The 19,818-nt window shown below is 72.6% G+C and carries 21 protein-coding genes; 13 read left to right on the top strand and 8 right to left on the bottom strand.

The window, feature by feature from the left end:
• Positions 1-79 precede the first annotated feature (79 nt).
• The 6 genes from ACFZBX_RS36025 to ACFZBX_RS36050 form a co-directional block, all read right to left on the bottom strand.
• A complete protein-coding gene (locus tag ACFZBX_RS36025) occupies positions 80-394 on the bottom strand; it encodes a hypothetical protein (protein ID WP_391538031.1) in 315 nt (104 codons plus the stop codon).
• Between the two features lie 102 nt (positions 395-496).
• Entirely contained in the window at positions 497-688 is a 192-nt protein-coding gene (locus ACFZBX_RS36030) for a hypothetical protein (RefSeq protein WP_391538032.1), read from the bottom strand.
• A gap of 134 nt (positions 689-822) precedes the next feature.
• On the bottom strand, positions 823-1,443 hold the full coding sequence (locus ACFZBX_RS36035; protein ID WP_391538033.1) for a hypothetical protein: 621 nt from the start codon (positions 1,441-1,443) through the stop codon (positions 823-825).
• Positions 1,443-3,092: an acyltransferase gene (locus ACFZBX_RS36040; RefSeq protein WP_391538034.1), complete on the bottom strand. Its 1,650-nt coding sequence runs from the start codon at positions 3,090-3,092 to the stop codon at positions 1,443-1,445. The genes ACFZBX_RS36035 and ACFZBX_RS36040 overlap by 1 nt, the downstream gene beginning before the upstream one ends.
• Before the next feature lie 189 nt (positions 3,093-3,281).
• The gene (locus ACFZBX_RS36045) at positions 3,282-4,817 is read right to left on the bottom strand and encodes a hypothetical protein (RefSeq protein ID WP_391538035.1); all 1,536 of its coding nucleotides are present in this window, start codon (positions 4,815-4,817) and stop codon (positions 3,282-3,284) included.
• A gap of 276 nt (positions 4,818-5,093) precedes the next feature.
• The gene (locus ACFZBX_RS36050; protein ID WP_391538036.1) at positions 5,094-5,852 is read right to left on the bottom strand and encodes a GntR family transcriptional regulator; all 759 of its coding nucleotides are present in this window, start codon (positions 5,850-5,852) and stop codon (positions 5,094-5,096) included.
• Between the two features lie 365 nt (positions 5,853-6,217).
• Between ACFZBX_RS36050 and ACFZBX_RS36055 the strand changes: the two genes are divergently transcribed.
• The 11 genes from ACFZBX_RS36055 (at position 6,218) to ACFZBX_RS36105 (ending at position 17,425) form a co-directional block, all read left to right on the top strand.
• Complete coding sequence (locus ACFZBX_RS36055) at positions 6,218-6,517, top strand: hypothetical protein (protein WP_391538037.1); 300 nt, start codon at positions 6,218-6,220, stop codon at positions 6,515-6,517.
• Positions 6,514-6,711 (top strand): hypothetical protein, encoded by a 198-nt coding sequence (locus ACFZBX_RS36060; RefSeq protein WP_391538038.1) that lies wholly within the window; start codon positions 6,514-6,516, stop codon positions 6,709-6,711. Before ACFZBX_RS36055 ends, ACFZBX_RS36060 begins: the two co-directional genes overlap by 4 nt.
• On the top strand, positions 6,708-7,991 hold the full coding sequence (locus ACFZBX_RS36065; RefSeq protein WP_391538039.1) for a hypothetical protein: 1,284 nt from the start codon (positions 6,708-6,710) through the stop codon (positions 7,989-7,991). The genes ACFZBX_RS36060 and ACFZBX_RS36065 overlap by 4 nt, the downstream gene beginning before the upstream one ends.
• 183 nt (positions 7,992-8,174) lie before the next feature.
• Positions 8,175-10,010: a hypothetical protein gene (locus ACFZBX_RS36070; protein ID WP_391538040.1), complete on the top strand. Its 1,836-nt coding sequence runs from the start codon at positions 8,175-8,177 to the stop codon at positions 10,008-10,010.
• 58 nt (positions 10,011-10,068) lie between these two features.
• Positions 10,069-12,354, top strand: coding sequence for a hypothetical protein (locus ACFZBX_RS36075; RefSeq protein WP_391538041.1), 2,286 nt, complete (start codon positions 10,069-10,071; stop codon positions 12,352-12,354).
• Positions 12,355-12,857: 503 nt separating this feature from the next.
• Complete coding sequence (locus ACFZBX_RS36080) at positions 12,858-13,244, top strand: hypothetical protein (RefSeq protein WP_391538042.1); 387 nt, start codon at positions 12,858-12,860, stop codon at positions 13,242-13,244.
• A gap of 92 nt (positions 13,245-13,336) precedes the next feature.
• Positions 13,337-13,777: a hypothetical protein gene (locus ACFZBX_RS36085; RefSeq protein ID WP_391538043.1), complete on the top strand. Its 441-nt coding sequence runs from the start codon at positions 13,337-13,339 to the stop codon at positions 13,775-13,777.
• Between the two features lie 102 nt (positions 13,778-13,879).
• Complete coding sequence (locus ACFZBX_RS36090; RefSeq protein ID WP_391538044.1) at positions 13,880-14,116, top strand: hypothetical protein; 237 nt, start codon at positions 13,880-13,882, stop codon at positions 14,114-14,116.
• Positions 14,117-14,225: 109 nt separating this feature from the next.
• The gene (locus tag ACFZBX_RS36095; protein ID WP_391538045.1) at positions 14,226-14,633 is read left to right on the top strand and encodes a hypothetical protein; all 408 of its coding nucleotides are present in this window, start codon (positions 14,226-14,228) and stop codon (positions 14,631-14,633) included.
• 221 nt (positions 14,634-14,854) lie between these two features.
• Positions 14,855-15,652 carry a hypothetical protein gene (locus ACFZBX_RS36100; RefSeq protein ID WP_391538046.1) on the top strand — a complete coding sequence of 266 codons (798 nt, stop codon included), beginning with the start codon at positions 14,855-14,857 and terminating at the stop codon, positions 15,650-15,652.
• Positions 15,653-16,009: 357 nt separating this feature from the next.
• Complete coding sequence (locus ACFZBX_RS36105; RefSeq protein WP_391538047.1) at positions 16,010-17,425, top strand: replication-relaxation family protein; 1,416 nt, start codon at positions 16,010-16,012, stop codon at positions 17,423-17,425.
• Between the two features lie 56 nt (positions 17,426-17,481).
• Here the strand turns inward: ACFZBX_RS36105 and ACFZBX_RS36110 are convergent, their stop codons facing one another.
• Both ACFZBX_RS36110 and ACFZBX_RS36115 read right to left on the bottom strand, forming a co-directional pair.
• Positions 17,482-17,958 carry an RDD family protein gene (locus ACFZBX_RS36110; RefSeq protein ID WP_391538048.1) on the bottom strand — a complete coding sequence of 159 codons (477 nt, stop codon included), beginning with the start codon at positions 17,956-17,958 and terminating at the stop codon, positions 17,482-17,484.
• 95 nt (positions 17,959-18,053) lie between these two features.
• Positions 18,054-18,479 carry a hypothetical protein gene (locus tag ACFZBX_RS36115; RefSeq protein WP_391538049.1) on the bottom strand — a complete coding sequence of 142 codons (426 nt, stop codon included), beginning with the start codon at positions 18,477-18,479 and terminating at the stop codon, positions 18,054-18,056.
• Positions 18,480-18,665: 186 nt separating this feature from the next.
• Here ACFZBX_RS36115 and ACFZBX_RS36120 point away from each other — a divergent pair, with 186 nt between their 5' ends.
• Complete coding sequence (locus ACFZBX_RS36120; protein ID WP_391538050.1) at positions 18,666-19,478, top strand: ParA family protein; 813 nt, start codon at positions 18,666-18,668, stop codon at positions 19,476-19,478.
• Entirely contained in the window at positions 19,478-19,723 is a 246-nt protein-coding gene (locus ACFZBX_RS36125; protein WP_391538051.1) for a hypothetical protein, read from the top strand. Before ACFZBX_RS36120 ends, ACFZBX_RS36125 begins: the two co-directional genes overlap by 1 nt.
• Positions 19,724-19,818 lie beyond the last annotated feature (95 nt).

The following is a 19,818-nucleotide window of genomic DNA, read 5'->3' on the forward strand; positions in this document are numbered from 1 at the left end:
AAACCGGGCGTGCGAGAATCGGGTCGGGCGGTGCGCGCCTCCTTCCATTGCCCGTGGCGTGCACCGCCCGACCGTACGGCTAGGTGTTCAGCCGCGCCACGTCCTCGCGGTGCTGCCGGCGGACCCGGGCCTCGTACAGGGAGACCACGTTCGAGCCCTCGGGCGCCGGGTCGTCCATCCGTGGGCGCCGGTGTCGACCCGGCGGCCCGGCGAGCGGGACCACCGGCGGCGCCAGCGACGGCGGCAGCGGCACGCACGGCGGGATCACCGGGCCGCCGTCCTCGACGTCCTGGTGCCCGCCGCACACACAGCCCCAGTCCGGCGGCTCCCAGGGCGGGATCGGCGGGCGGGGCCTGCGGTGGCGGCCGGGGCCGGCCTCGGGCTCGTAGCTCACACCCGGGACAACGAGCCGCCCCGGCCGGCGGCTACCGTCGTTCCTGCGGCACGCGCTCAGGCCCCCGCGCCGCCTATCTGGGTGCGGGGGCCTTTGCCGGTCTCAGGGCGCGGTGCGGTCCAGGGTGCTGTTCAGCACCTCGGTCACCTCAAGCAGCTGCGCGGAGTACCCGGGGTTGTCGGCCGCCTCCCGGCCGGCGGAGTAGGCCAGCATCGGGATGGCACGCTGGAGCGCGGCCCGCAGGTCGGCAATGTGCTGGTCGCGGACGTCGGCGCTGGTGGGAGTGGTGTCCATTTCTCCTCCGTGGCTTCCTTGGGGATGTACCGACGTCACGCTATCGGGCCGGTCCTCTTGGGGGTCCGGACTTGGCTTTATGTCGTCCTTTGATCCTTTGGAGCTTGGATCCTTGAATGCTTGCTTCGCTGGTGTCAGGCGCCGAGGCCGATGTAGGAGACGTAGGTGTAGGCCCCCCAGTCGCTGTCCAGGTCGGCGATGATGTCGTCCCAGATCCCTTCGAGGGCGTCGGCGTCGCCGTCAACCAGGGCATCGACGGCGTCGTCCCAGACGTAGCGGACCTGAAGGGGGCGGATGCGCAGGTTGTCGCGGCGGCGGGGCTCGTCCACCTGGTCCTGGTTGACGGGGTGGATCTCCACCTTGGTGCCCCGGCCGGCGTTGTTGAGGTGGGCCTTGAAGACGGCGGGGTTGGCCAGGACGTTGCGGGCGCGCAGGTTCCAGTAGGCGGTGTCGATCGCGTCCAAGTTCGCCGGCCGGGGTTGCTGGGTGCCGTTCTTCCAGGCGCGCAGGGTGGCCGGGACGGCGGTGATGCCAGCGTCGGCGAGGGCCTGGGCGCCGCCCTTGTGCGACATGAGGTAGTTCATGCGGGCCATCAGGCCGCGGCGGGTGGTCGGCGGGGACTTGATGCCGCCCTCGATAATCATCCGCTCCAGGGCGTCTTCCAGGGCGCGGCCGAGGGCGAATTTCCCGTGGACATTCCCGGGGTCGCGGTCGGCGCCGTAGCGTCCGAAGTTCTTCCATCCGTCCGTCGACATTATGCGCTCCGCTTCCGGTTGAGGGGCAGGGTGTATTGGTCCTTGAGCTTCATTTGCGTGGTGAGGCGGCCTTCGGTGAAAACGGTCCGCCAGTCGGTTTCACCGGTGACGTGCAATTCGTCGGTTCCGCGCAGCCGGACGACGGTCAGACCGGCCTTGTGGGCGCGGTGCGCTTTGTACCAGAGATTCGCGAAAGCCTGGGAGCGGATGATGTGCATCCAGTCGGGGCGGCGGATGTCGCGGTTGTAGGTGGATTCGCCGATGGTGGACGCGAATTTCGCGTAGAGGGCCTTGACGTATTTCTCGGTGACGGCGTCACCGTCGAGGATGGCGTTTTCGCGGGCCTGGGTGAGGACGCGGCGGAACTTCTCCAGCAGGCCCTCGCTGGCGCCGGAGGTCCACGCTTCGGTGATGTGCGGGGCCTCGGCCAGGCCGAGCTTGTGGCAGCGGATCAGCAGCCGAACCGTGGCGCTGTCCAGGAGCACGGGGCCGGCCTCGTGGCGGTTGCCGATCGGGTCGGGCAGGTGCGGGTGTTCCCAGGTGGGGCGCTTGGGCAACAGGTAGATGCCGGAGCGCTTGGGGTCGAATCCGCCGTCGGCCTGGTGGACCAGGGCGCCGATCGGCAGGTGGGTCTTGAGCGCCGAGCAGTACGCGGCGTTGGTGTCCAGGACGTCCACCGCCACCGGGTCGGCGCCGGACTTGAGGGCGGCCATCAGCGGGCCGTTCTCCCACTTGTGGCGGCCTTCCCAGATTTCGTCCGCGCCGTTCCGGGATTTCTTGGAGAGGAATTCCAGACGTTCCGGATAAGCGGTGTGCTCGTACGCGGCACCGACGCGGGTGGCGTCGAAGAGGGCCATTCCGTTGGGGATCGCCCGCTTCTCCAGGGCGGCGGTCGCGGCCTCGGTGTCGCCGCCGTGGTCTTCCAGGGCCTGTTCGACGGCCGAGGTGATCATGTCGAGGTAGTAGCCGAGGTCGCGGCCCGAACCGGCGTACTCCGTGCGGGGCCCGGCGGCCGGGCGCGCGGCTGGACGCGGCACGGCGGGAGTGGGGTGGACGGTGGGCTGCTGCGGGGCGTGGGCCGGGGCGGTCGGCTCCTGGTGGGTCTCGGCGGCCGGGAGCTGCTGTCCGGGCGCGGCGCCCGGGGTGCCCGGGGCGGGGGCGCACCAGCCGCCGAGGTGGAGCGGGCGGCCGGCGATCCGGTGGGTGACGGGGCGCCCGCACTGTTCGCACGGCACGGCCGGTTGGGTGATGGGGACGCCGTCGGGGCGGCGGTCGTAGTCCGCAGTGGCCGGTGCCGTCGGGGCGGCGGGCGTCGGGGGGTGCTCGCTGACGGTGGCCGGGGCAGCGGGCGGTGGGGTGGCGGCGAAGGTGGCCGGCACCGACGGGGCCGGGGCGGCCGTTCCGGGCGGCCAGGTCAGGGCCTGGGCGGCGTGGGTGGGTCCGGCGAGCAGGTCGAGGGGGGCCAGGCCCCAGTGGAGGGCGAGGGCGTCGACCTCGTCCAGGGACCAGGCCTGGGTGCCGGACTGACGGCGGGAGACCTTGTCCTGTGTCAGCCCGACGGCAGCGGCGAGCTGTGCCTGGCTTTCGCCGGTGCGCTGTCGCAGTGCGGCGATGGTGAGCCGGAGCGTTTCCAAGGTGCTGAGTGCCATGGGTGCATCCTATCCATGAGTCATGGAAATTTCCCATGAAATACGCGCTGATTCAGTCGTTCGGGTGGTGAGGTACATGCGGCGTGCAGCGACGAGAGGGCGTCACCTGCCGAAAGGGCCCTGCGGGTGCCCTGAGGGCCGTTCACCGTCTCGGACGAATCTCCGCCCGTCCGAGACGGTGAACGCCTGTCAGAACGGCGCCTGGGTGTCCTGCTGGCCCGCGTAGGCGGGGGCGTACTCGTCCAACTTGGCCTGGTAGGCGGTCCAGCCCTCGTGGCAGACCTCGCACCGGTCCTCGCGGACGGCGTCGCGCTGGCAGCCGTTCACGCCCTCGGCGCAGCCGCCGGGCCGGGTGGCGCCGTGGGTGCCGAACAGCGCGGCGCATACCTCCTCCGGCGTCGGCTCCGGTTGCGGCTCGGGGGAGGCCGGGGTCGGTTCGGGCCGGGCGGGGCCGGTGGCGCAGGACGGGCACAGGCCGTCGGGGCGGATGTGGTTGTAGGCCTGGCCGCAGCCGCCGGGGCAGCGCTCCTGGCATTTGCGGCACAGTGCGCCCTTCGTGCTGACGCCGGGCGCCCCGCAGTCCACGCAGCAGTGCCTGGGCTCGCGCCGTACGGCGCCCTGGGAGGGCACCCCGGGCACGTCCGGCTTCGAGGGTCGTTCCCCGGGAGCGGGAATCGCCGGCGGGCGCCCCGGGATCTTCCGGATCCGGGCCGCCGTCAGCGCGGAGTCGGTCTTCTTGACCTCCTCCCTCGGAGGCAGGGGCGCGGTGATCTGCGGCATCAGCTGCGACCACGACCACCCACCGGCCAGCAGGCCCTCGACATGCCGCCCGAGCTGGTGCAGCAGCTCGCCTGGCAGCGCCGCCCGCTCGTAGCGCCGCGCCGCCTCGATCAGCAGCGCCACGCCCTCCGACGCGACCGGCGCAGCCGGAGCCGTCGACCGGCCACCCGCTCCCGGCTCGCCGGACTGCTCCCGGTTCTGCTGATCGACCTCGCCGCCGTCCGTCCGTCCGTCCGGCCGGCCGTCGTCGCTCGCGCGCGCACTGGGGTCAGAGACGGACGGAGGGACGGGAGGCGTAGCAGTTGGTTCTTGAGGGGGGTTCTCGACAGGGTTATAGACATTGGGCGTCATGGGTGACGCCAGGGTGGCGTCATGGGTGACGCTAGGGGTGGCGTCATGGGTGACGCTACCCCCCTCCTCTCGGGGTGGCGTCATGGGTGACGCCACCCCCTCTTCGGGTGTGTGCTGGGAGGATGTCTCGGCTTGCTTCTTCCGGCCGCCCTTGTGCACGTAGCCCGCGGCTTTCTTGGCCGCTACCCGTTCGTCTGTGAGCCGCTGAGCGACGGCGGCGGCCTTCTCGCCGGGGCGCAGCGGATCGACCCACTCGCCTTGCCAGAACAGGGCGTCGTTCAGGTGGTAGATGTTCGCGTCGTTCACGGTGGGGTTGTTCGGGTCCTTGCGTTCCTCGACCCGGAACAGGCCGGCGCACTCGCCCTCGAACGAGGTGCGGTCGAGGGTCTTCAGGGAGACACCGAGCTGCCGCGCCAGTTCGGTGCGGTAGGGCTTGCCCTTCTTGGTGTCGCGGGCGCCGATGTCCGCGTAGGTGACGAGGATCCCGTACAGGGTGCGCAGGTTGGTCGTGTACCGGTCGTCGCAGACCCACTGCGAAACGATCTGGCCAAAGGGGAGGCCGCCGCCCCGTCGAACCTCAGGTGCCAGGCTCATCGGGCACCTGCCGGTGAGCGGCGGGCGGGGACGCGCGCGGGGGCGCCCGTCCGGGTGTTGCGGTTGAGCATGTGCGGACCTTTCTGGTCCGGCGCCGGTTCGTCGAAGGGGAGACCCTGAGTACACTCGGCGCCAGACCATCTAGCCGGTCAGCAGAGGCCCCGAACCAGTTCCCGTAGTGCCACCTACGGGAGAAGACCCTGGTAAGGGGCTTTTTGCTGCCCTGATCTTGGTTGTTGTGGTGGAGAGGCTACGCCTCGTGAGGCCGGTTGGTTTCTACGTGGCCGAGGATTCGTGCCACTCGCCCGGGGCGTGGATGTCCTCCCACACCTCGATGGGGCCGCGCTCGTCGTGCCACACGGTTCGCACGATCAGGACCGGCACGGCGACGTCGACCCCGCTGGGGACGGGCACCTCAAGGGCCGCCAGTTCGTCGTCGGAGGCGAAGCGGGCGGTGTGCCTCTCCGGGCTGCGGTGGACCGCGTGCCCGGTCTGCTCCTCGTACACCTCGTGCCACAGCCGCTCCAGCCTGCCCTGCTGGAGGAGCGCCGGCACGTGGCGCAGCGCCCGGATGTGGATCACCGAGATGCCGAGGACCACCGGCTTCCCGTCCCGGCGGAACACCCGTCGACGGATCACCACCTCGTCGTGGGGCTCGATCCCGAGGTCCCGGCAGATGCTGGGTTCGGCGCAGGATCGGACCATGGCCTCGTGGTGCGTGGAGGTCTCGTTCGGGGCGTAGTTGGACCCGCCCGCCTTGAGCCGGTCGACCCGGGCCGCGCCGGTCGGCGGGGCGATGCCGACCCGGCTGGAGACGACCGTCCCGGCGCCGGCGTGGGTGGTGACCAGGCCCTCCGCCTTGAGCAGGCCGTAGGCGCGCACCGCAGTGTTGCGGGCGACGCCGTGCAGCTCTGCGGCCTCGTTGACGGGCGGCAGCGTGTCGCCGGGCTTGAGTTCGCCGGCCGCGATGCGGCGCCGGTAGTGGGCCGCGATGTCCGCGTACCCCGTGCGCGTGGGGGGATCTTCGGGTGCCATCTCGGGTGCTCCTTCCGGTGATGAAGTAACCACGTATAACGTACCACCTTGAATCGGTGGTACGTACCTCTTGAGGTGTGGTACGTTCTACTCGCTCCCCTGAAAGGGAGGCAGTAACGCAAGACGGCCCTGCGCCGGTGCTGACACACCGGAACAGGGCCTTGACCAGCACTTTCCTGACAACACCAGGGAGGCCGATCCGTCATGGATCGTACCGTTACGGGGGCGTCGTCCCCCGTTCAGCCCACCCCGCCGGCGGCGCCGGCTCCGGCCCCGCAGCCGTCCGTGCCGAGCGCGGCGCAGCTGCGTGAGAACGCCGCGAGCCTGTCGGCGCGGATCGACTCGCACCTGTCGGGGGGTGCCCGATGAGCTACACCGGTGGCACGCCCGTGCCGAAGCCGAAGCCCACCCCGACGCCCACCCCGAACCCGAAGGTCGCCGGTTTCGTGTGGCGGTTCTTCAACCCGCAGCAGCGCGACAGCCTGCCGACCGTCGCGGCCGCCGTCCTGGTGGCGGCGGCCGGTGCGGCCGGTGCCGACCGCCTGGCGCAGCAGCTGGCCGCCCCGTTCTGGGTGGAGCTGGCGGCCGCGGAGCTCGCCGCGGTCCTGGCGCTGGTGCTGGTCTTCGCCACCCCGGCCCCCGACGCCGAGGGCGGTGTCCGATGAGCCGCAGCACGCTGCTGGCCGCCATGGTCAGCGCCCACCAGGAGGCGCATTTCTACGCCCGCACCGCCGCCCAGGCGGCGGACCCGGAGGTCGCGGACGACGCCCGGATCCTGCGGGACGTCGCCCTCGCGCTCGCCGAGGAGCGGCTGAACCTGGCGCTCGCCGCCGACATCGAGAACGGGGGCACCCGGTGAAGTTCCGTACCGAACTGCGCAAGGTCGCCGGCGTCCACCCGGTGACCGGTACCCCGATCACCCGCACGGAGGAGGTCCGCACGCCGGTCCTGCCCCGCGACTGGGACCGCACCGCGCTGCGCGTCGCGGTCGGCCTGGTCCTGGCGCTCACGCTGGTGTCGGTCGTCTGGTCGACCGTCAGCATCGGCGCGCTGCTGAAGGGCGGGGTCGGCTACGCCGCCGCCAGCATCTTCGACGTGGCGTGGGCGGTGTGCCTGATCCTGGAGTGGATGGCCCGCTACGAGCCGCAGAAGCGGTCGTTCCCGCGCGGTCTGGGTTGGGGCCTGCTGGTGTGCACGATGGCCGCGATCGGCGCGCACGGCGTCCTGATGACGCACAGCATCGCCGCCGCAGTCGTCGGCGCCGGCGTCTCGCTGTTCGCCAAGGTGCTGTGGCTGGGCGTGCTCCAGCACATCGACCGCGACCTCGACGCGGACGACCAGGCGCTCGTGGAGGCCCAGAAGTCCCGCGCCTACACCACCCTGGCCCTGTCCAGCACCCGCCGTCAGGTGGCGCGGGTGGAGCAGTACGCCGCGCTGGAGCTGCTGGCGATGGAGCAGGCCGGCTACGCGCTGCCCGAGGCCGCGCCGGTCCCCGAGATCGTGCCCCCGGCCCCGGCGCAGCCGGAGCCGGCCCGCAGCCGGCCGACCCTGGAGCGCGCGGTGGAGGCGATCCTGGCCGACACCGCCGGCGGGGACAGCGACGTCTCCGACGAGGCGGGGGAGGCCATCGACGCGGCGCGGGCCGACGGGTGGCGGGTGAGGGAGATCTACGACACCGCCCGGGTGCAGCGCCGCCGGTCGCTGGACGACCTGGTGTCCGTCTACGTCGCCGCCGGTCCCCGGCTGCGGTCGGGCGAGCTGACGCCGGACGACGTGATCGAGCGCAACCGCGACCGGATCGCCAGGGCGCTGGGCCACGGATGGACGGTCGACCAGATCCAGGCCGCCGTCCGGGCGGCCGACCCGACGGCCGTCCAGGCCGACGAAGTGCCCGGACATCCGGACGGGACCGTATCCGCCCAGGTCACCGGCCCGGCCTCGGGGACGGGTATCCGGACGGGGTTCGAAGCGCCGGACCCGAAGGCGGGTCGGCTGAGCCTGGCGGCGGCGGTCGAAATCCTCATGGTCCAGGCCGGGATCACCGACCGCGACCAGCTCGCCGGGATGCTCCCCACCCTGGTCAGTGCTCCGTTCAAGCCGGAGTCGTTGGACCGGGAGATGCGCAAACACCGGACGTGAGCCCTTGATCGGGGCGATCCTGTTCGGCCGAGCCCCCCGTTCCCGTCCGAACTGACGGAGCGGAGCGGCACAATCACCATCTGCACCATCTGCACCACCCCAAGCGGCACCCGGCAGGCCAAGGTTTCGCAGGCCCGCCTGCCGGGTGTCTGACCTCCCGTCAGATTTGGAGGCACGGCCAGCATGGCTGCACCACACACCAGCAACAACACCACCGGCCAGAACGCGCCGGTGGACGACGAGGAATCGATCTACGCGCCGGTCCCCGCGCCCCCGGCCGCTCCGGCCGCTCCGGCGGCTCCCCCGGCGGCCTCGGCGGCCCCGGCCGAGGCTCCCGCCCAGGCGTCCGGCGGCGGCCCGGCGGGCACCCGGGGCGGCATCCCCGCCGTTCCGCTGCTGAGCATCGGCACGAGCGGCACGGTCACCGCCATCTCCTCCGCCGGCCTGGCGGCCGGTCCGGCCGTGGCCGCCGTGGTGGCGGGCTCGATCGTGGCGGTCGCCACGGTCGCGGCCGCCGTCCGGGCACCGCGTGCCGCCGGCCGGGGCGCGGCCGGCCGCAAGACGGCCGGAGCGAACCGCAGCACCGGGGGCACCCGGCAGGCGGCGGCCAGCCACCGCTCCACCGGCTACACGCCGTCGGGCGGCCGGGGCACGGGCGCCTGGACGGGCCCCACCGGCCGGGGCGGCTACCGCCAGGGCGTCACCGGCGCCGTGGGCCGGACGGCGGGCGGGATCGGCGCGGCCGCGGGTCGGACGGCGGGCGGCGCGGCGCGGTCCGCCACGGTTCCCGCCCAGGCGGCCAGGCGCGGGGTCCAGGCAGCCGTGGCGCGGACCGCCAGGGTTCCCGGGGTCGGTGCGGCCGTCGGCGCCGCGCAGACGGCCCGTCAGCGCGTCGGACAGGTCCGTGCCGCGCGGGCCGAGACGGCGGCGCTGCCCCGGCGCCAGCGCCGCGAGGAGCGCACCGGGGCGCGCCGCCAGGTCGCCGACGCCCGGCGCCAGGCCAAGGAGCAGGCCCGGCAGACCAAGCGCGAGCGCCAGGCCGCCGGCCACACCGCCGCCCTCGGGCGCGCCGGCCGCAGCTCCGGGCAGAACGGCCGGATCAGCACCGCCGACGGCGGTGTCCGGGGCCGGGTCGGAGACTGGCGGGACCGCCAGCGTCAGGCCCGCCGCCAGGTCGCCGACACCCGGGCGCAGGGCCGGGTGGACGCCCGGCGCGGCGCCCTCAAGGAGAAGGCCCGCGTCCGCCAGGCCGCCGCCGAGACCCGCGCCCGGCAGAAGGCCCGCCGCTCCCAGTTGCGGCGCAGCGCGGCCCGCTTCCACGGCCGGCGCCTGCTCGCCGCCCTGGTCGCGCTCCCGGTCGGGGTGCTCTCCACCCTGGCGTCGTGGCCGCTGCGCAAGCTCGGGTTCCGGGCGCCGCACTGGGGCCGGCGGGTGTTCCGGGCGATCGCCGGAACCGCGCTGGCCGCCCGCCGGGAACGCGACCAGCAGATCAACCAGGCGGCCGCCCAGGCCGAGGCCGAGGCGACGACGCAGGCCACGGCGAAGCCCGGGGCCGCGCCGGGCCTTCCGGACAGCGGTCCGGTGCCCGACATCGATCCCGCGACGCCCGCCGTCGCGGAACCGACCATCACCACCACCATCGACAGTGAGGGGTACCCCGTGGGGATCTTCGACTTCCGCCAGTCCGCCGAGGAGATGCACGGCCAGGCTCAGGCCGGTGAGATCGACGGCATGCTCGCCGTCATCGCCTCGGTGGAGACGATGCCCGACGCGATCACGCACATGGCCAACGCGTTCGCCGTGGTGGCCGACAAGCTCTCGCCCCAGGAGGCGCCGCTGGACCCGGCCGTCAACGAGTCGTTGATGGAGGTCTACGCGCTGCTGACGAAGGCGGTGGAGGCCGCCGAGGAGGTGTCGAAGGTCTTCAACGAGCGCCACGAGCCGGAGATCACCCGGCTGCGGGAGCAGCGCGTCAACGAGGAGATGTGGGACGTCAGCCGCAATGCGGACGAGGTCTGAGCGTTTGTCACCGCCGGGGGCCCGTCGGGGCCCCGGCCCGGCCCGAGAGGAGGACCGCATGAGCAGCACCGCCGCTGAGCAGACCGTCAGCATGGACAAGAACCCCGCCACCACCGCCCAGACCCCCCAGGAGCCCAAGCCCCGCCGTCCCCGCCCCGGCAAGGGCGTCCCGCTGGACTGGGTGGCCGGCCACGGCCCGGTCAGCGCGCCGGTGGCGATGGCCACCACGTCGGCCGCCGTCGCGAGCCTCGGGTCGTGGACCGGCCTGCCGCCCGTGGTGCCGCTGGCGGTCGGCGCGGTCGGCGCCCTGGTCCACGGCGGCATCCAGGGCCACCGGCAGAAGATGTCCGGCCCGACCATGCTGACCCGCGCGACGGGCTGGCTGCTGGCGTCGGGGTGGACCAGCGTGGTCATCGCCACCGACCCGACCTCGTGGACGGCTGGCGGCTGGTGGACGGCGGCCGGAACGCTCGCCGCCTCGGCGATCGGCGTGGGCGGCGCACTGCACCGCGCCGACGTCCACGAGGAGGCCGTCGACGAGGACCGCCGCGTCCAGACCGCCGCGCTCAAGGAGGCCGAGGCCAACCGGGAGGACTGGGCGACCATCCGCCAGTGGATGGCCCTGGTCCACACGGTCACCCGTCAGACCGGCATCGAGTTCAAGGGTTTCCGGCGCCGCGCGAACAGCTCCGGCTTCGCTCTCCAGGTGAGCCTGCCGCTGGGTTACCCGTTGGCGCAGCTCCAGGGCTGCGCGGCGACGCTGGCGCAGGCCGCGCGGCTGGAGCAGGGCTGCCTGGTGCGGATCGGCGCGGCCCGGCTCCAGGGGGAGGCGATCCTGGACGTCGACCTGCGCAACACCAACGCGGAGGTGGCCGAGTACCCGGGCGACTTCTCCCCGCTGAGCATTTACCAGGGCATGCCGTGGGGCGTGGACCGCACCGGCGAGCACATCGACGTGCACATCCGGGAGTCGTGCGCGCTGATCGTCGGCCCGCCCGGCGCCGGCAAGACCACCCTGCTCGACTCGATCTTCGCCTCGGGGCTGCGCTGCGTCGACCTGGTCTTCTGGGGCATCGACCTGGGCAAGGAGGGCGGGGCGTTCCGCCCCTGGCTGGAGACCTACAAGGAAGGCCGGCTCAACACCGGCCGGGACCCGCGGATGCTGCCGCCCACCACCAAGCCGGCCTTCGACTGGGTGGCCACCACGGTGGAGGAGGCGGAGCTGATGCTGGCCGCCGCCGAGCGGATCTCCGACGCCCGGATCGCCGGGTACCAGGACCTGATGCGCGAGCAGGACGTGCGCGGGTCGCTGCCGATGAGCGCCAAGCTCCCGATGATCGTGATCGTGGTGGACGAGGGCGTGCAGATCCTCTCCGACACCAGCCGCAACACCCCCAAGGCGAGCCTGCGCCAGCGGATCAAGGACATCATCGGCACCGACCGCGAGGCTGGCATCCGCATGATCCTCACCGCCACCGACGGCAACTTGACGTCGATCGGCGACACGGTGATCCAGAAGCACTCGGCGATCCGGGTGGCGATGACCGCCACCGACGAGAACGGCGCCGGCGTCAGCAAGTTGTTCGGCCACATCAAGGGCCTGGACGCGCGCCAGCTCACCGCGATGGGCTCGGGCGTGATCGGCGCCCGTACACACCCGGTCGGCTTCGCCCCGCAGCCGTTCCGGTCGTGGAAGACCAAGCCGTCCATCGCGCGGGACGCCTGCACCGCCACCGAGCGGCTGCGCCCGAGGATGGACGCCATCTCGGCGCAGGCCGGCGGCGACGCCTACGCGCTGCGGTGGAGCCGGGAGCGGGCCGCCTGGCTGTTCTCCGGCGGCCAGGACGGCGCCGGCCCGGCCGCCCAGGCGCCGGCCGCGAAGGGCGGATCGGGCGGTGTGACACTGCGCCCGCCGTCCCTGTTCTCCCGCCCCCAGTCGGGCCTCTCCGTGACCGAAGAGGAGCGGGCCATGATGGAGCAGGCGTGGGGCGAGTTCCTCGACAGCCTGCCTGAGGAGCCCAAGCCGACCCCGCCTAAGACGCAGCTGCGCCCGCCGACCCTGTTCTCCCGGGGGCAGGACGGACCCGTCGCCGGGCCCGCCGGGCCGCAGTCATCGGCCGCCGACAGTGGTGACCCTGAGTGGTTGATGGCCGCGCTGGCGGTGCTCGCCGCCGCCGGGCCGGACGCCTGGATGGCCACCTCGGGCGTGCTGGAGAAGTTGCCGCAGGGGATCACCATCCATCGCTCGGTGCTCTCCGGCGGTCTGGCCAAGGCGGCCCGGGAGGGGCGGATCCGCACCCGCGGCAAGGGCGGGCACACCGAGTACAGCACTAACGCCGGGTGATCGTTGTCGTTGTTGTTGTCGTCGCAGATCCCCGCAGGGGCCCCGCCCGGGGCCCCTGCGGGCTGTCTACCAGGCATAACAACGACGACGACAACAACGACGACAACAACGACGACAACAACGACGATCACGGAAAGCGACGCCATGGTGGGTGTGGGCCCGGTCGGCCGGGACGACGCAGGCTCCCGGAGCGGGCGCCGTCCGCTCCGTCGCCGGGGGGCCGCAGGGCACCGGGCAGGGAGGTCTGCGCCGAGCGGGACGGCGCCCAGGCGGAGCGTCCCGTCGGCCGGGCGGGCGCGGGCCCACTGGACGCGCTACGTGACTGTGCGTGTCCGGCCCGGTCAGAGCAATTGGAAGTCAGCCTCGGCGGCGTAGCGCCGTCCGGGGACCGATCTGCCGGGCGCACTGGGGCCTGGCCTGACGGCCCGGACCCCGCACAAAGAGGAAACGGGAAACACCGAGAGTCCCCCGGCAGCGGGGCGACGAGCAAGGAGTATGGATCCATGGAGACGACGTCGGACTTCAAGGTCGGCGACCAGGTGGAGGTCATCGGCGGCGGCCGGTACGAGGGCCGGATCGGCCGCGTGTTCTGGGTGCAGTCCAGCGGAGTGCCGGAGATCACCGGCCTGACCGGCGCGCTCTGGGAGGCCGTGGTGGGCGTCCCGGCCGTCCGGCCCGAGTACCTGCGGCTGCTCGCCCGCGCGCCGTTCCAGATCGGCGACCGGGTCACCGTGACGGGTGGCCGGCGCGGCCGAGGGGAGACCGGCGTGGTCTCCGCCGTCCACTCCACCGGCGCTGTGCAGGTGTCCGGCCTCTCCGGCAGGGCCTCGGACGCCCTGTTCGGTGACCCGTACTTCGAGTCCGCCTACGTGCGCCACGCCCAGGACTGATCCTCAAGCAAGGAAGCAAGGATCCTTGGCAACTCTCAAGCTTGGAAACTTGTTTCCCTTTCCCCGCAAGGCATACGACGAAGGAGAAACGCATGGACATCACCCCGAACACCGAGACCGGCGGCCTGGTCCAGGTCGTCATCCACTCCATCGGCACGCTGCACCCGGACGCGCTGGACCTGATCAACCGGCACGACGGGCTCTACTACAACGTCGGCGACGGCCGGTTCCGCAACCCGCACGCCGACCCCCGCATGCGCGAGCTGACCGGGCTGGACGAGCCGGTGCGCGACCACGTGCTGAAGACCCCCGGCGTGATGCCGGAGGTCGAGAAGATCGCCGAGTCCGCCAAAGCGATCCTGTTCAGCTACGCCAACCGCCGGCGCAAGGTCGTGCACGTCACCGTGGCGTGCAAGGGCGGCCGGCACCGCTCGGTGGCCATCGCCGAGTCGGTGGCGGAGTACCTGCGCACGGACGAGATCGGCGTCGAGATCGAGCACCACCACGTCCAGCGCCCCGTGGTCCAGAAGTGACGCAGGACCAGCACGCCGCCCCCCACACGCCCAACCTGTAGCCGCACCACCCCCACCCACCCGGGCCCGGAGCGCCGGCGCCCGAACAGAGAGGAACCCGTCATGGGCCTGTTCAACCGCTCGTCCAACAACAACTCCGGCGGCTCGTTCGGCAACCGCCCGTCCGGCCGCCGCGTCACCCCGGTCGACCTGCCGGCCGCCACGAAGGAGAACACCAGGGACGAGATCAGCGAGCTGTCCGCCGTCGCGCAGAAGGCGGAGAACAGCGGGGACCGCATCCTCGCGGAGGCCGCGCACAACCAGCTGAACAACGCGCTGGACCGTCTGCGGCGCCTCTGACACCCCTGCGCCGCCGGTAGCCTGGCGGTCACCACAAGCGACGGGCCGCCCCAATGTCGGTGGGGCGGCCCGTCGCCGCTCATCATCCCCCACAGGGAGGGACACCACCATGGAGACCACGACGGACGCGGACGAATCCGCGGGCGAGCCGCACCAGTTCCCCCACCTCACCGCGCTGCTGCGCAGGGGCGCCGAACTGGTCGCCCGGTCACAGGAAGCACGAGGCCTGGCGGCGAACGGCGAGCGGGGCGACTCCGCCGGCAGCGACAACCCGATGACCGACGCTGCGCCCGACCCGGACGGCGTGCACTGCGGCGGCGTGAACTGCGCGGGCGGGCACACACTGCCCTACCCGTGGGACGAGACGCAGCGCCGGAGCTGGAACCGCGAGCCCTGCGTCGACAAGGGCGAAGCCCGCCCCCGGCGCCGGGCGCTGTTCGTCGGCCGCCCCGACCCGGACGAGCGTGCCACCGACCCGTACGACGACGACTACACCGGGCCCCGGCTCGACTGGTAGCGGCCTCGGCGGCCGGGACGGGCACCGCCGTCCCGGCCGCCGAGTTCGCCGGCGCCGCTCCGACCCGACGCCCGCGACTACCACCCCGACGCGGGATGGCCGCCCTGCCGCTGCCCCCGCCACCCGGGACCCGGCACAGGATGACGCCCCGCCACCGGTGAGGGCCGAGACGCTGACCAGCGTCTCGGCCCTCACCGCTTCACCGGCCTAGGATGCCGATCATGGAAGAAAGCCACGCGCGAGTCACCAAGGAAGAGCCCCAGGGCGGCGCCGGCCCCCGCTGCCCGGTCTGTCGAGGTCCGGTCCGCACCGGCGGCGCGGGCCAGAAGCCGACCTACTGCGAGGGCCGGCGGTGCTCGTCCAAGGCCTACCGCGCCCGGGTGAAGGCCCGCCAGGAGGCAGCCCTGGCCGCCGTCCTCGATGAGACGCGCGAGCCACCAACCGACCTCGGCACCGAGACCGCCCGGCACCTGGCCCGCCTCGGCGAGATTGCCGAACGCACCGCCCGACGACTCGCCCGAGACCTGGACGCGGGGGCGGACCCCATGGTTCTGGGCATCGCCCTGGCCAGCCTCACGCGCGCCGCCGAATCCCTGGCCACCACGGCGCGTACCGCCGTCCGGCAGGCCAAGGCCGAGCAGGACAACCCCGGGGACAACCGGCGGGACAACCAGGAAGCCGAAGCGGCGCCGGACCACAACAAGAGCAGTCCGCAACTGCTCCTGGACACCCGGATCAGCGCGCTCTCCCCGTACTGGCTCGGCGCCACGGACCGGGACGCGGACCTCGGCGACGACCTGGTGGCCAAAGGCTGGACCGACCACCCCAACGTCGTCGCCGTGGAACGCCACGACCAGCAACTCGCCTGGATCGAGAACAGCGTCGGGGGCCGGGACGGATGGGCAGTCCTGGTCAACGGCCGGTTCGTCGCCGATACCGACTACCAACCCGTGCTGTCCGCCACGGCCGGCGACGCCATCGCCGTGCTGCGCCTGGCACTGCGCCAGCAACTCCTCTAACCGCCGGGCCCTGGGCATCAAGGTGTTGTCCTCGGCCGGAACCCGGCTGCCGGGACCTACCCTGACCCGTGCCATCCACCGCACCACCACCCCTACCGGACAACTCGGGGTCCAAGACGGCGAAACAGCAGGCCAGGCCCAGGAAAAGCACCTTGGCGCCCGTCCCGACAACCCTCTTTTCCTCCCTGACCTGTGGTTGGTTGGCGGGTGTGGTCGGGCAGTCGGGTTCGTGCGGCGTCGCTCCGGGGCCGCCAGGCCCTTTCCCTCAGGCCGGGCGGCCGCGCGCCGACCGAGGGCCGGCGGCGGGCGGCCCCGGGGGAACGGGGCGCCAGAGACAAGGACGGGGAGGATGTGGAGATGAACGACGACCAGGCGGTGGAGGCTGACGCGGTGCCCGCGCAGCGCGGGACCTCGTGGGCACGGTCGCGGGACTACCCGAACGGGTCGACGTCGGCCCTGCGTGGCGACGTCCTCGCCGCGCTCGGCGTACTCAAGGTGGCGACCGCGGACCAGCTCCAGCGGATCGTCCGCCCGCACCTGCGCAGCAACAAGGCGGTACGGGCGGCGCTGCTGGACCTCGGCCTGTACGGGCTGACCGTCTCGGACGGCCGGACCGCCGACCGGGAGAAGCTGTGGCGCCTGACCGGGCCCGGCCTGGAGGCCGCCGCCGAGGTGCTGCCGACCGGGCGCGACCTCGGCGGCACCGCCCGGGGCGCTGGCCGCTCCGGCGCCCCGCACAGCATGATGGTCAACGAGACGATCATCGCCGTCCTACAGGGCGGCACCACCCCGCTCGCCGGCCCCGGCACCGGCACCATCATCGACTGGTCGACCGAGGTCGTCCACGACGTCGGCCCCCGCCTGCGGGCGATCACCGACGCCGTACTGCGCGCGCCCCAGAACGGCGTCCCGGTACTGCTGGTGGAAGTCGACCGGGGCACCATGACCGCCGAAGCGGTCGCCGCGAAGTTCGAGCGCTACCGCCGCTTCTTCGAGCGCACCGTCCGCGACGGCGACGGCGACCACCGCGCCCCGTACTGGCACCGCCAGTACGACATCGCCCCCGCCCGCACCGCCTGGGCCGACGAACCCCCCTATCCGCCCGTCGCGCTGGTCTACGGCGGCAACCTCGGCCCCGCCGCCCTGGACAACCGCCTGCACGCCGTGGAACGCCTCTCCCGCCCCTACTGGGCGCCCCAGGCCACCCGGGGCTACGGCGACGAGTACTACAACGACTACGCCGGGCGGATTCCCATCCTCGCGACCACCCTGGAGCGGCTGCGCACCTACGGACTCACCGGCCCGGCCTGGCACCGCCACGGCCACGACGAGCCGTGGCAGACCCTCACCCACGCGCTGACCGACCCCGACGGCAAACAGGCCTGGCGCGCCCGGGAGCAGCGCAAGCGGGACGAGCAACAGCGGCGCCGGGCCGAGGAAGACGCCCGCCGCTGCCCGACCTGCGACCGGCCCCCCGCCTCGTTCGCCGACCCCGCCGACGCCAGCGACGGCGAAACCGACTGCGCCCCATGCCGCCAGGACGCCGCCGAGCAAGCCGCCGCCGAGCAGGCCGCCGCCGACCGCGCCGAGGCCCTGCGCCAGGCCCACGCCCGCGACCGCTGCGCCACCTGCGCCACCGGCCTGGTGGAGAACGACTTGCTCGCCGACGACCCCGAGGCGATCGAGTGCGCCCCCTGCTACCGGCGCCGCCAGACCGCCGGCCGGGCACCGCTGCGGCGTCCGGCGCAGCGCAAGCGGCGGTTGTTCGGCTGACCGATCGCACAAGCTTCCCAGCATCCAAGGATGCCGGGAAGCTTGCCGCCCCCGTCCTACCTGGGCTGAGCGATCGCCTCGATGAGATCCCGACGGACGACCACCGTCCGGCTGATGCTGTCCGCCCAGGTCTGGCGCCGAGGATGGACCACCGGCCGCACGAACCCCGCGCCGGCCGGGAGGACGTCCAGGACGTGCAGCACCCCCCGCAGGATGCTCCGCGCCGGGCCGACTGGCGCCCCGGTCTCCTCGTCGACCGTCACCACCCCCACGAGCCGCTGCCCCAAGCTCTCCCCGCTGCGCCCGCGCCCCGCCCACTGCACCACCAGCCACCCCCCGCCCACCAACCAATAGCCCTGGGAGAGCGCACCGCGGATGTCGACGTCCGCCAGCAGCGCGAGCAGCTGCACGGCGGCGAACGCGGGCTGCGCGACCGCCAGCGCGGCCAGATACGCGGTCATCAACCCGCCGGCGAGCCCGAGGTCGATCCCGGCCGCCGTCGCCCGCTCCGCCCACCCCGCAAGCCCCGGCATCGGGGCCGGACGGGGACGGCGCGGCGGCGGCAGCACCGGCGCGCCCTGTCCCTGCCCCGAGGGCGTCCACCACGGCGCCGACGGCGCCGGGGCAGTCACCCGCGCCCCGTCGAGTAAAGGTCCTGGCACGCCCACACACCCGGCGTCTCAACAAAACTGACGCACAATTTCCCCCAGGCCAATTCGAGATGCTGCCATTCCGCCAGAATTTCCTTTCCCTGGCGGCGCCCCTCGGCCCGGATATGAATCTCGCGCTGCTCGTCGCCCTCATGGATGATCGCCGTCGCCCGCTCCCGCCCGCCCGGCGGATTCGTCCACCGGGCCGTCAGACGCCGGGCCCGGTTGTCCCACCCGTCGACCGCGATGCAGACCTGCGGCCCCGACCAGTTGTGCGTGCAAGCGGAGCTGCTGCGCCCCTGCGCGGCGGCCGGCGCCGCCGTCGGCAGGGCGAGCAACAGGAGCGAAGCACCGACTGTCACTACCTGTCGGGGACTGGACGCTGTGCTGAAGAAGTCGTTCATGCCCGGTCAACGAGCGCGTCTCGGCGCGGTACCGATTCGCCGGGAACAACCGACCCGCCGGGAACACAAGGATGCTTGCTCGCAAGAATGCTTGCTGCCACTGTCCAGCACGGAAGACGTCTCCCGGAAGGAACCCCCGTGCCAGAACCACAGATCCCCAGGCCCGGCAAAACAGTCCACCTCGCCGTGGCCAACCACAAGGGCGGTGTCGGCAAGACCGGCACCGTCCAGGGCATCGTCACCGCCGCCGCCGAGGCCGGCCACCGCGTCCTGGCCGTCGACATGGACGCCCAGGGCAACCTGACCCGCAGGCTGCGCGCCCGCCTCCCCGAGGCCCCCGAGGACCGTGCCGCCGCCTCCCTCGCCTCAGTTCTCCAGCGTCCCGCCCTCGGCGAGCTAGGGCGCATCCTGGTCCCCTGCGGCTACGACGACCCGGTCTACCGCGACCGCATCACCGTCGCCCCCGCCCACCTGGACCTGGAGCTGTTGTCCCTCACCGCCGGCGCCGCCGCCAGCGAGAAACGCCTGCTGCGCGCGATGCAGGGCGTCGTCGAGAATTTCGACCTCGTCGTGATCGACTGCCCGCCCAATCTGCTGAGCCACCAAATCGACATTGCGTGGTCAGCCGCCGACTTCCTGATTCTCCCGTGCGAGCCCGGATACGACTCCGTTGAGGCCGCGCGGCGAATTCACGAGCGCGTCGAGCGTGACCGGCACACACTCAACCCCGATCTGACCATCGCGGGAATCATCGTCAACCGATTCCGCCCGAACCTGAGAATCCACCAGCGGCGAGAAACGGATATCCTGAACATTCGGGGAGAGGAACACGTTTGCCCGGTAAGGATTCACGAACTCGTGGCACTGAAGAACCAGGAAGAGCTAGCGCAGCCGCTGCGTGCAGACCGAATTGACGGCGTGAAAGCAGCCGACCAATTCCGAGACGTCTACGCCTGGGTGACCAAGCGAATCAACGCCCTTATGGAGGGGACCGCCTGATGCCGAAGTACAACCCTGTCTCTACCGAGCGCCAACTTCCCGGCCAGGCGCCCGGCAAGACCAATGAGGTGGCGATCACCACCACCATCCCCTACGCCCTCAGGCGCCAGCTCACGCTCGCCCTGGCCGTCCACGACGTCAAGCTGAAGGACGCTGTGGCGCAGGCCCTGGAGGCCTGGCTGGAGTCGCACCCCGTTAGCCTCGGGGACCCCGGGTCGAAGGGTGCAAGCAAACAAGCATCCTAGATCCCAAGCATCTAAGGATCCTTGCAGGAAGACGGATACGCGGGGCCACGAGCGATGCGGGCCGGCCGTCGCCAGTCAGCGGGTGTGCCCGGCCC

The sequence above is a fragment of the Kitasatospora sp. NPDC008115 genome, assembly GCF_042957205.1.
Classification (GTDB): domain Bacteria; phylum Actinomycetota; class Actinomycetes; order Streptomycetales; family Streptomycetaceae; genus Kitasatospora.

Excerpts from the sequence above, each read along its gene's own strand:
- ACFZBX_RS36045 (WP_391538035.1), bottom strand. The coding sequence starts at position 4,817 with ATGAGCCTGGCACCTGAGGTTCGACGGGGCGGCGGCCTCCCCTTTGGC.
- ACFZBX_RS36095 (WP_391538045.1), top strand. The coding sequence starts at position 14,226 with ATGGAGACCACGACGGACGCGGACGAATCCGCGGGCGAGCCGCACCAG.
- ACFZBX_RS36030 (WP_391538032.1), bottom strand. The coding sequence starts at position 688 with ATGGACACCACTCCCACCAGCGCCGACGTCCGCGACCAGCACATTGCC.
- ACFZBX_RS36125 (WP_391538051.1), top strand. The coding sequence starts at position 19,478 with ATGCCGAAGTACAACCCTGTCTCTACCGAGCGCCAACTTCCCGGCCAG.
- ACFZBX_RS36085 (WP_391538043.1), top strand. The coding sequence starts at position 13,337 with ATGGACATCACCCCGAACACCGAGACCGGCGGCCTGGTCCAGGTCGTC.
- ACFZBX_RS36075 (WP_391538041.1), top strand. The coding sequence starts at position 10,069 with ATGAGCAGCACCGCCGCTGAGCAGACCGTCAGCATGGACAAGAACCCC.
- ACFZBX_RS36080 (WP_391538042.1), top strand. The coding sequence starts at position 12,858 with ATGGAGACGACGTCGGACTTCAAGGTCGGCGACCAGGTGGAGGTCATC.
- ACFZBX_RS36060 (WP_391538038.1), top strand. The coding sequence starts at position 6,514 with ATGAGCCGCAGCACGCTGCTGGCCGCCATGGTCAGCGCCCACCAGGAG.
- ACFZBX_RS36090 (WP_391538044.1), top strand. The coding sequence starts at position 13,880 with ATGGGCCTGTTCAACCGCTCGTCCAACAACAACTCCGGCGGCTCGTTC.
- ACFZBX_RS36055 (WP_391538037.1), top strand. The coding sequence starts at position 6,218 with ATGAGCTACACCGGTGGCACGCCCGTGCCGAAGCCGAAGCCCACCCCG.
- ACFZBX_RS36035 (WP_391538033.1), bottom strand. The coding sequence starts at position 1,443 with ATGTCGACGGACGGATGGAAGAACTTCGGACGCTACGGCGCCGACCGC.
- ACFZBX_RS36105 (WP_391538047.1), top strand. The coding sequence starts at position 16,010 with ATGAACGACGACCAGGCGGTGGAGGCTGACGCGGTGCCCGCGCAGCGC.
- ACFZBX_RS36110 (WP_391538048.1), bottom strand. The coding sequence starts at position 17,958 with ATGCCGGGGCTTGCGGGGTGGGCGGAGCGGGCGACGGCGGCCGGGATC.
- ACFZBX_RS36115 (WP_391538049.1), bottom strand. The coding sequence starts at position 18,479 with ATGAACGACTTCTTCAGCACAGCGTCCAGTCCCCGACAGGTAGTGACA.
- ACFZBX_RS36100 (WP_391538046.1), top strand. The coding sequence starts at position 14,855 with ATGGAAGAAAGCCACGCGCGAGTCACCAAGGAAGAGCCCCAGGGCGGC.
- ACFZBX_RS36070 (WP_391538040.1), top strand. The coding sequence starts at position 8,175 with ATGGCTGCACCACACACCAGCAACAACACCACCGGCCAGAACGCGCCG.
- ACFZBX_RS36040 (WP_391538034.1), bottom strand. The coding sequence starts at position 3,092 with ATGGCACTCAGCACCTTGGAAACGCTCCGGCTCACCATCGCCGCACTG.
- ACFZBX_RS36050 (WP_391538036.1), bottom strand. The coding sequence starts at position 5,852 with ATGGCACCCGAAGATCCCCCCACGCGCACGGGGTACGCGGACATCGCG.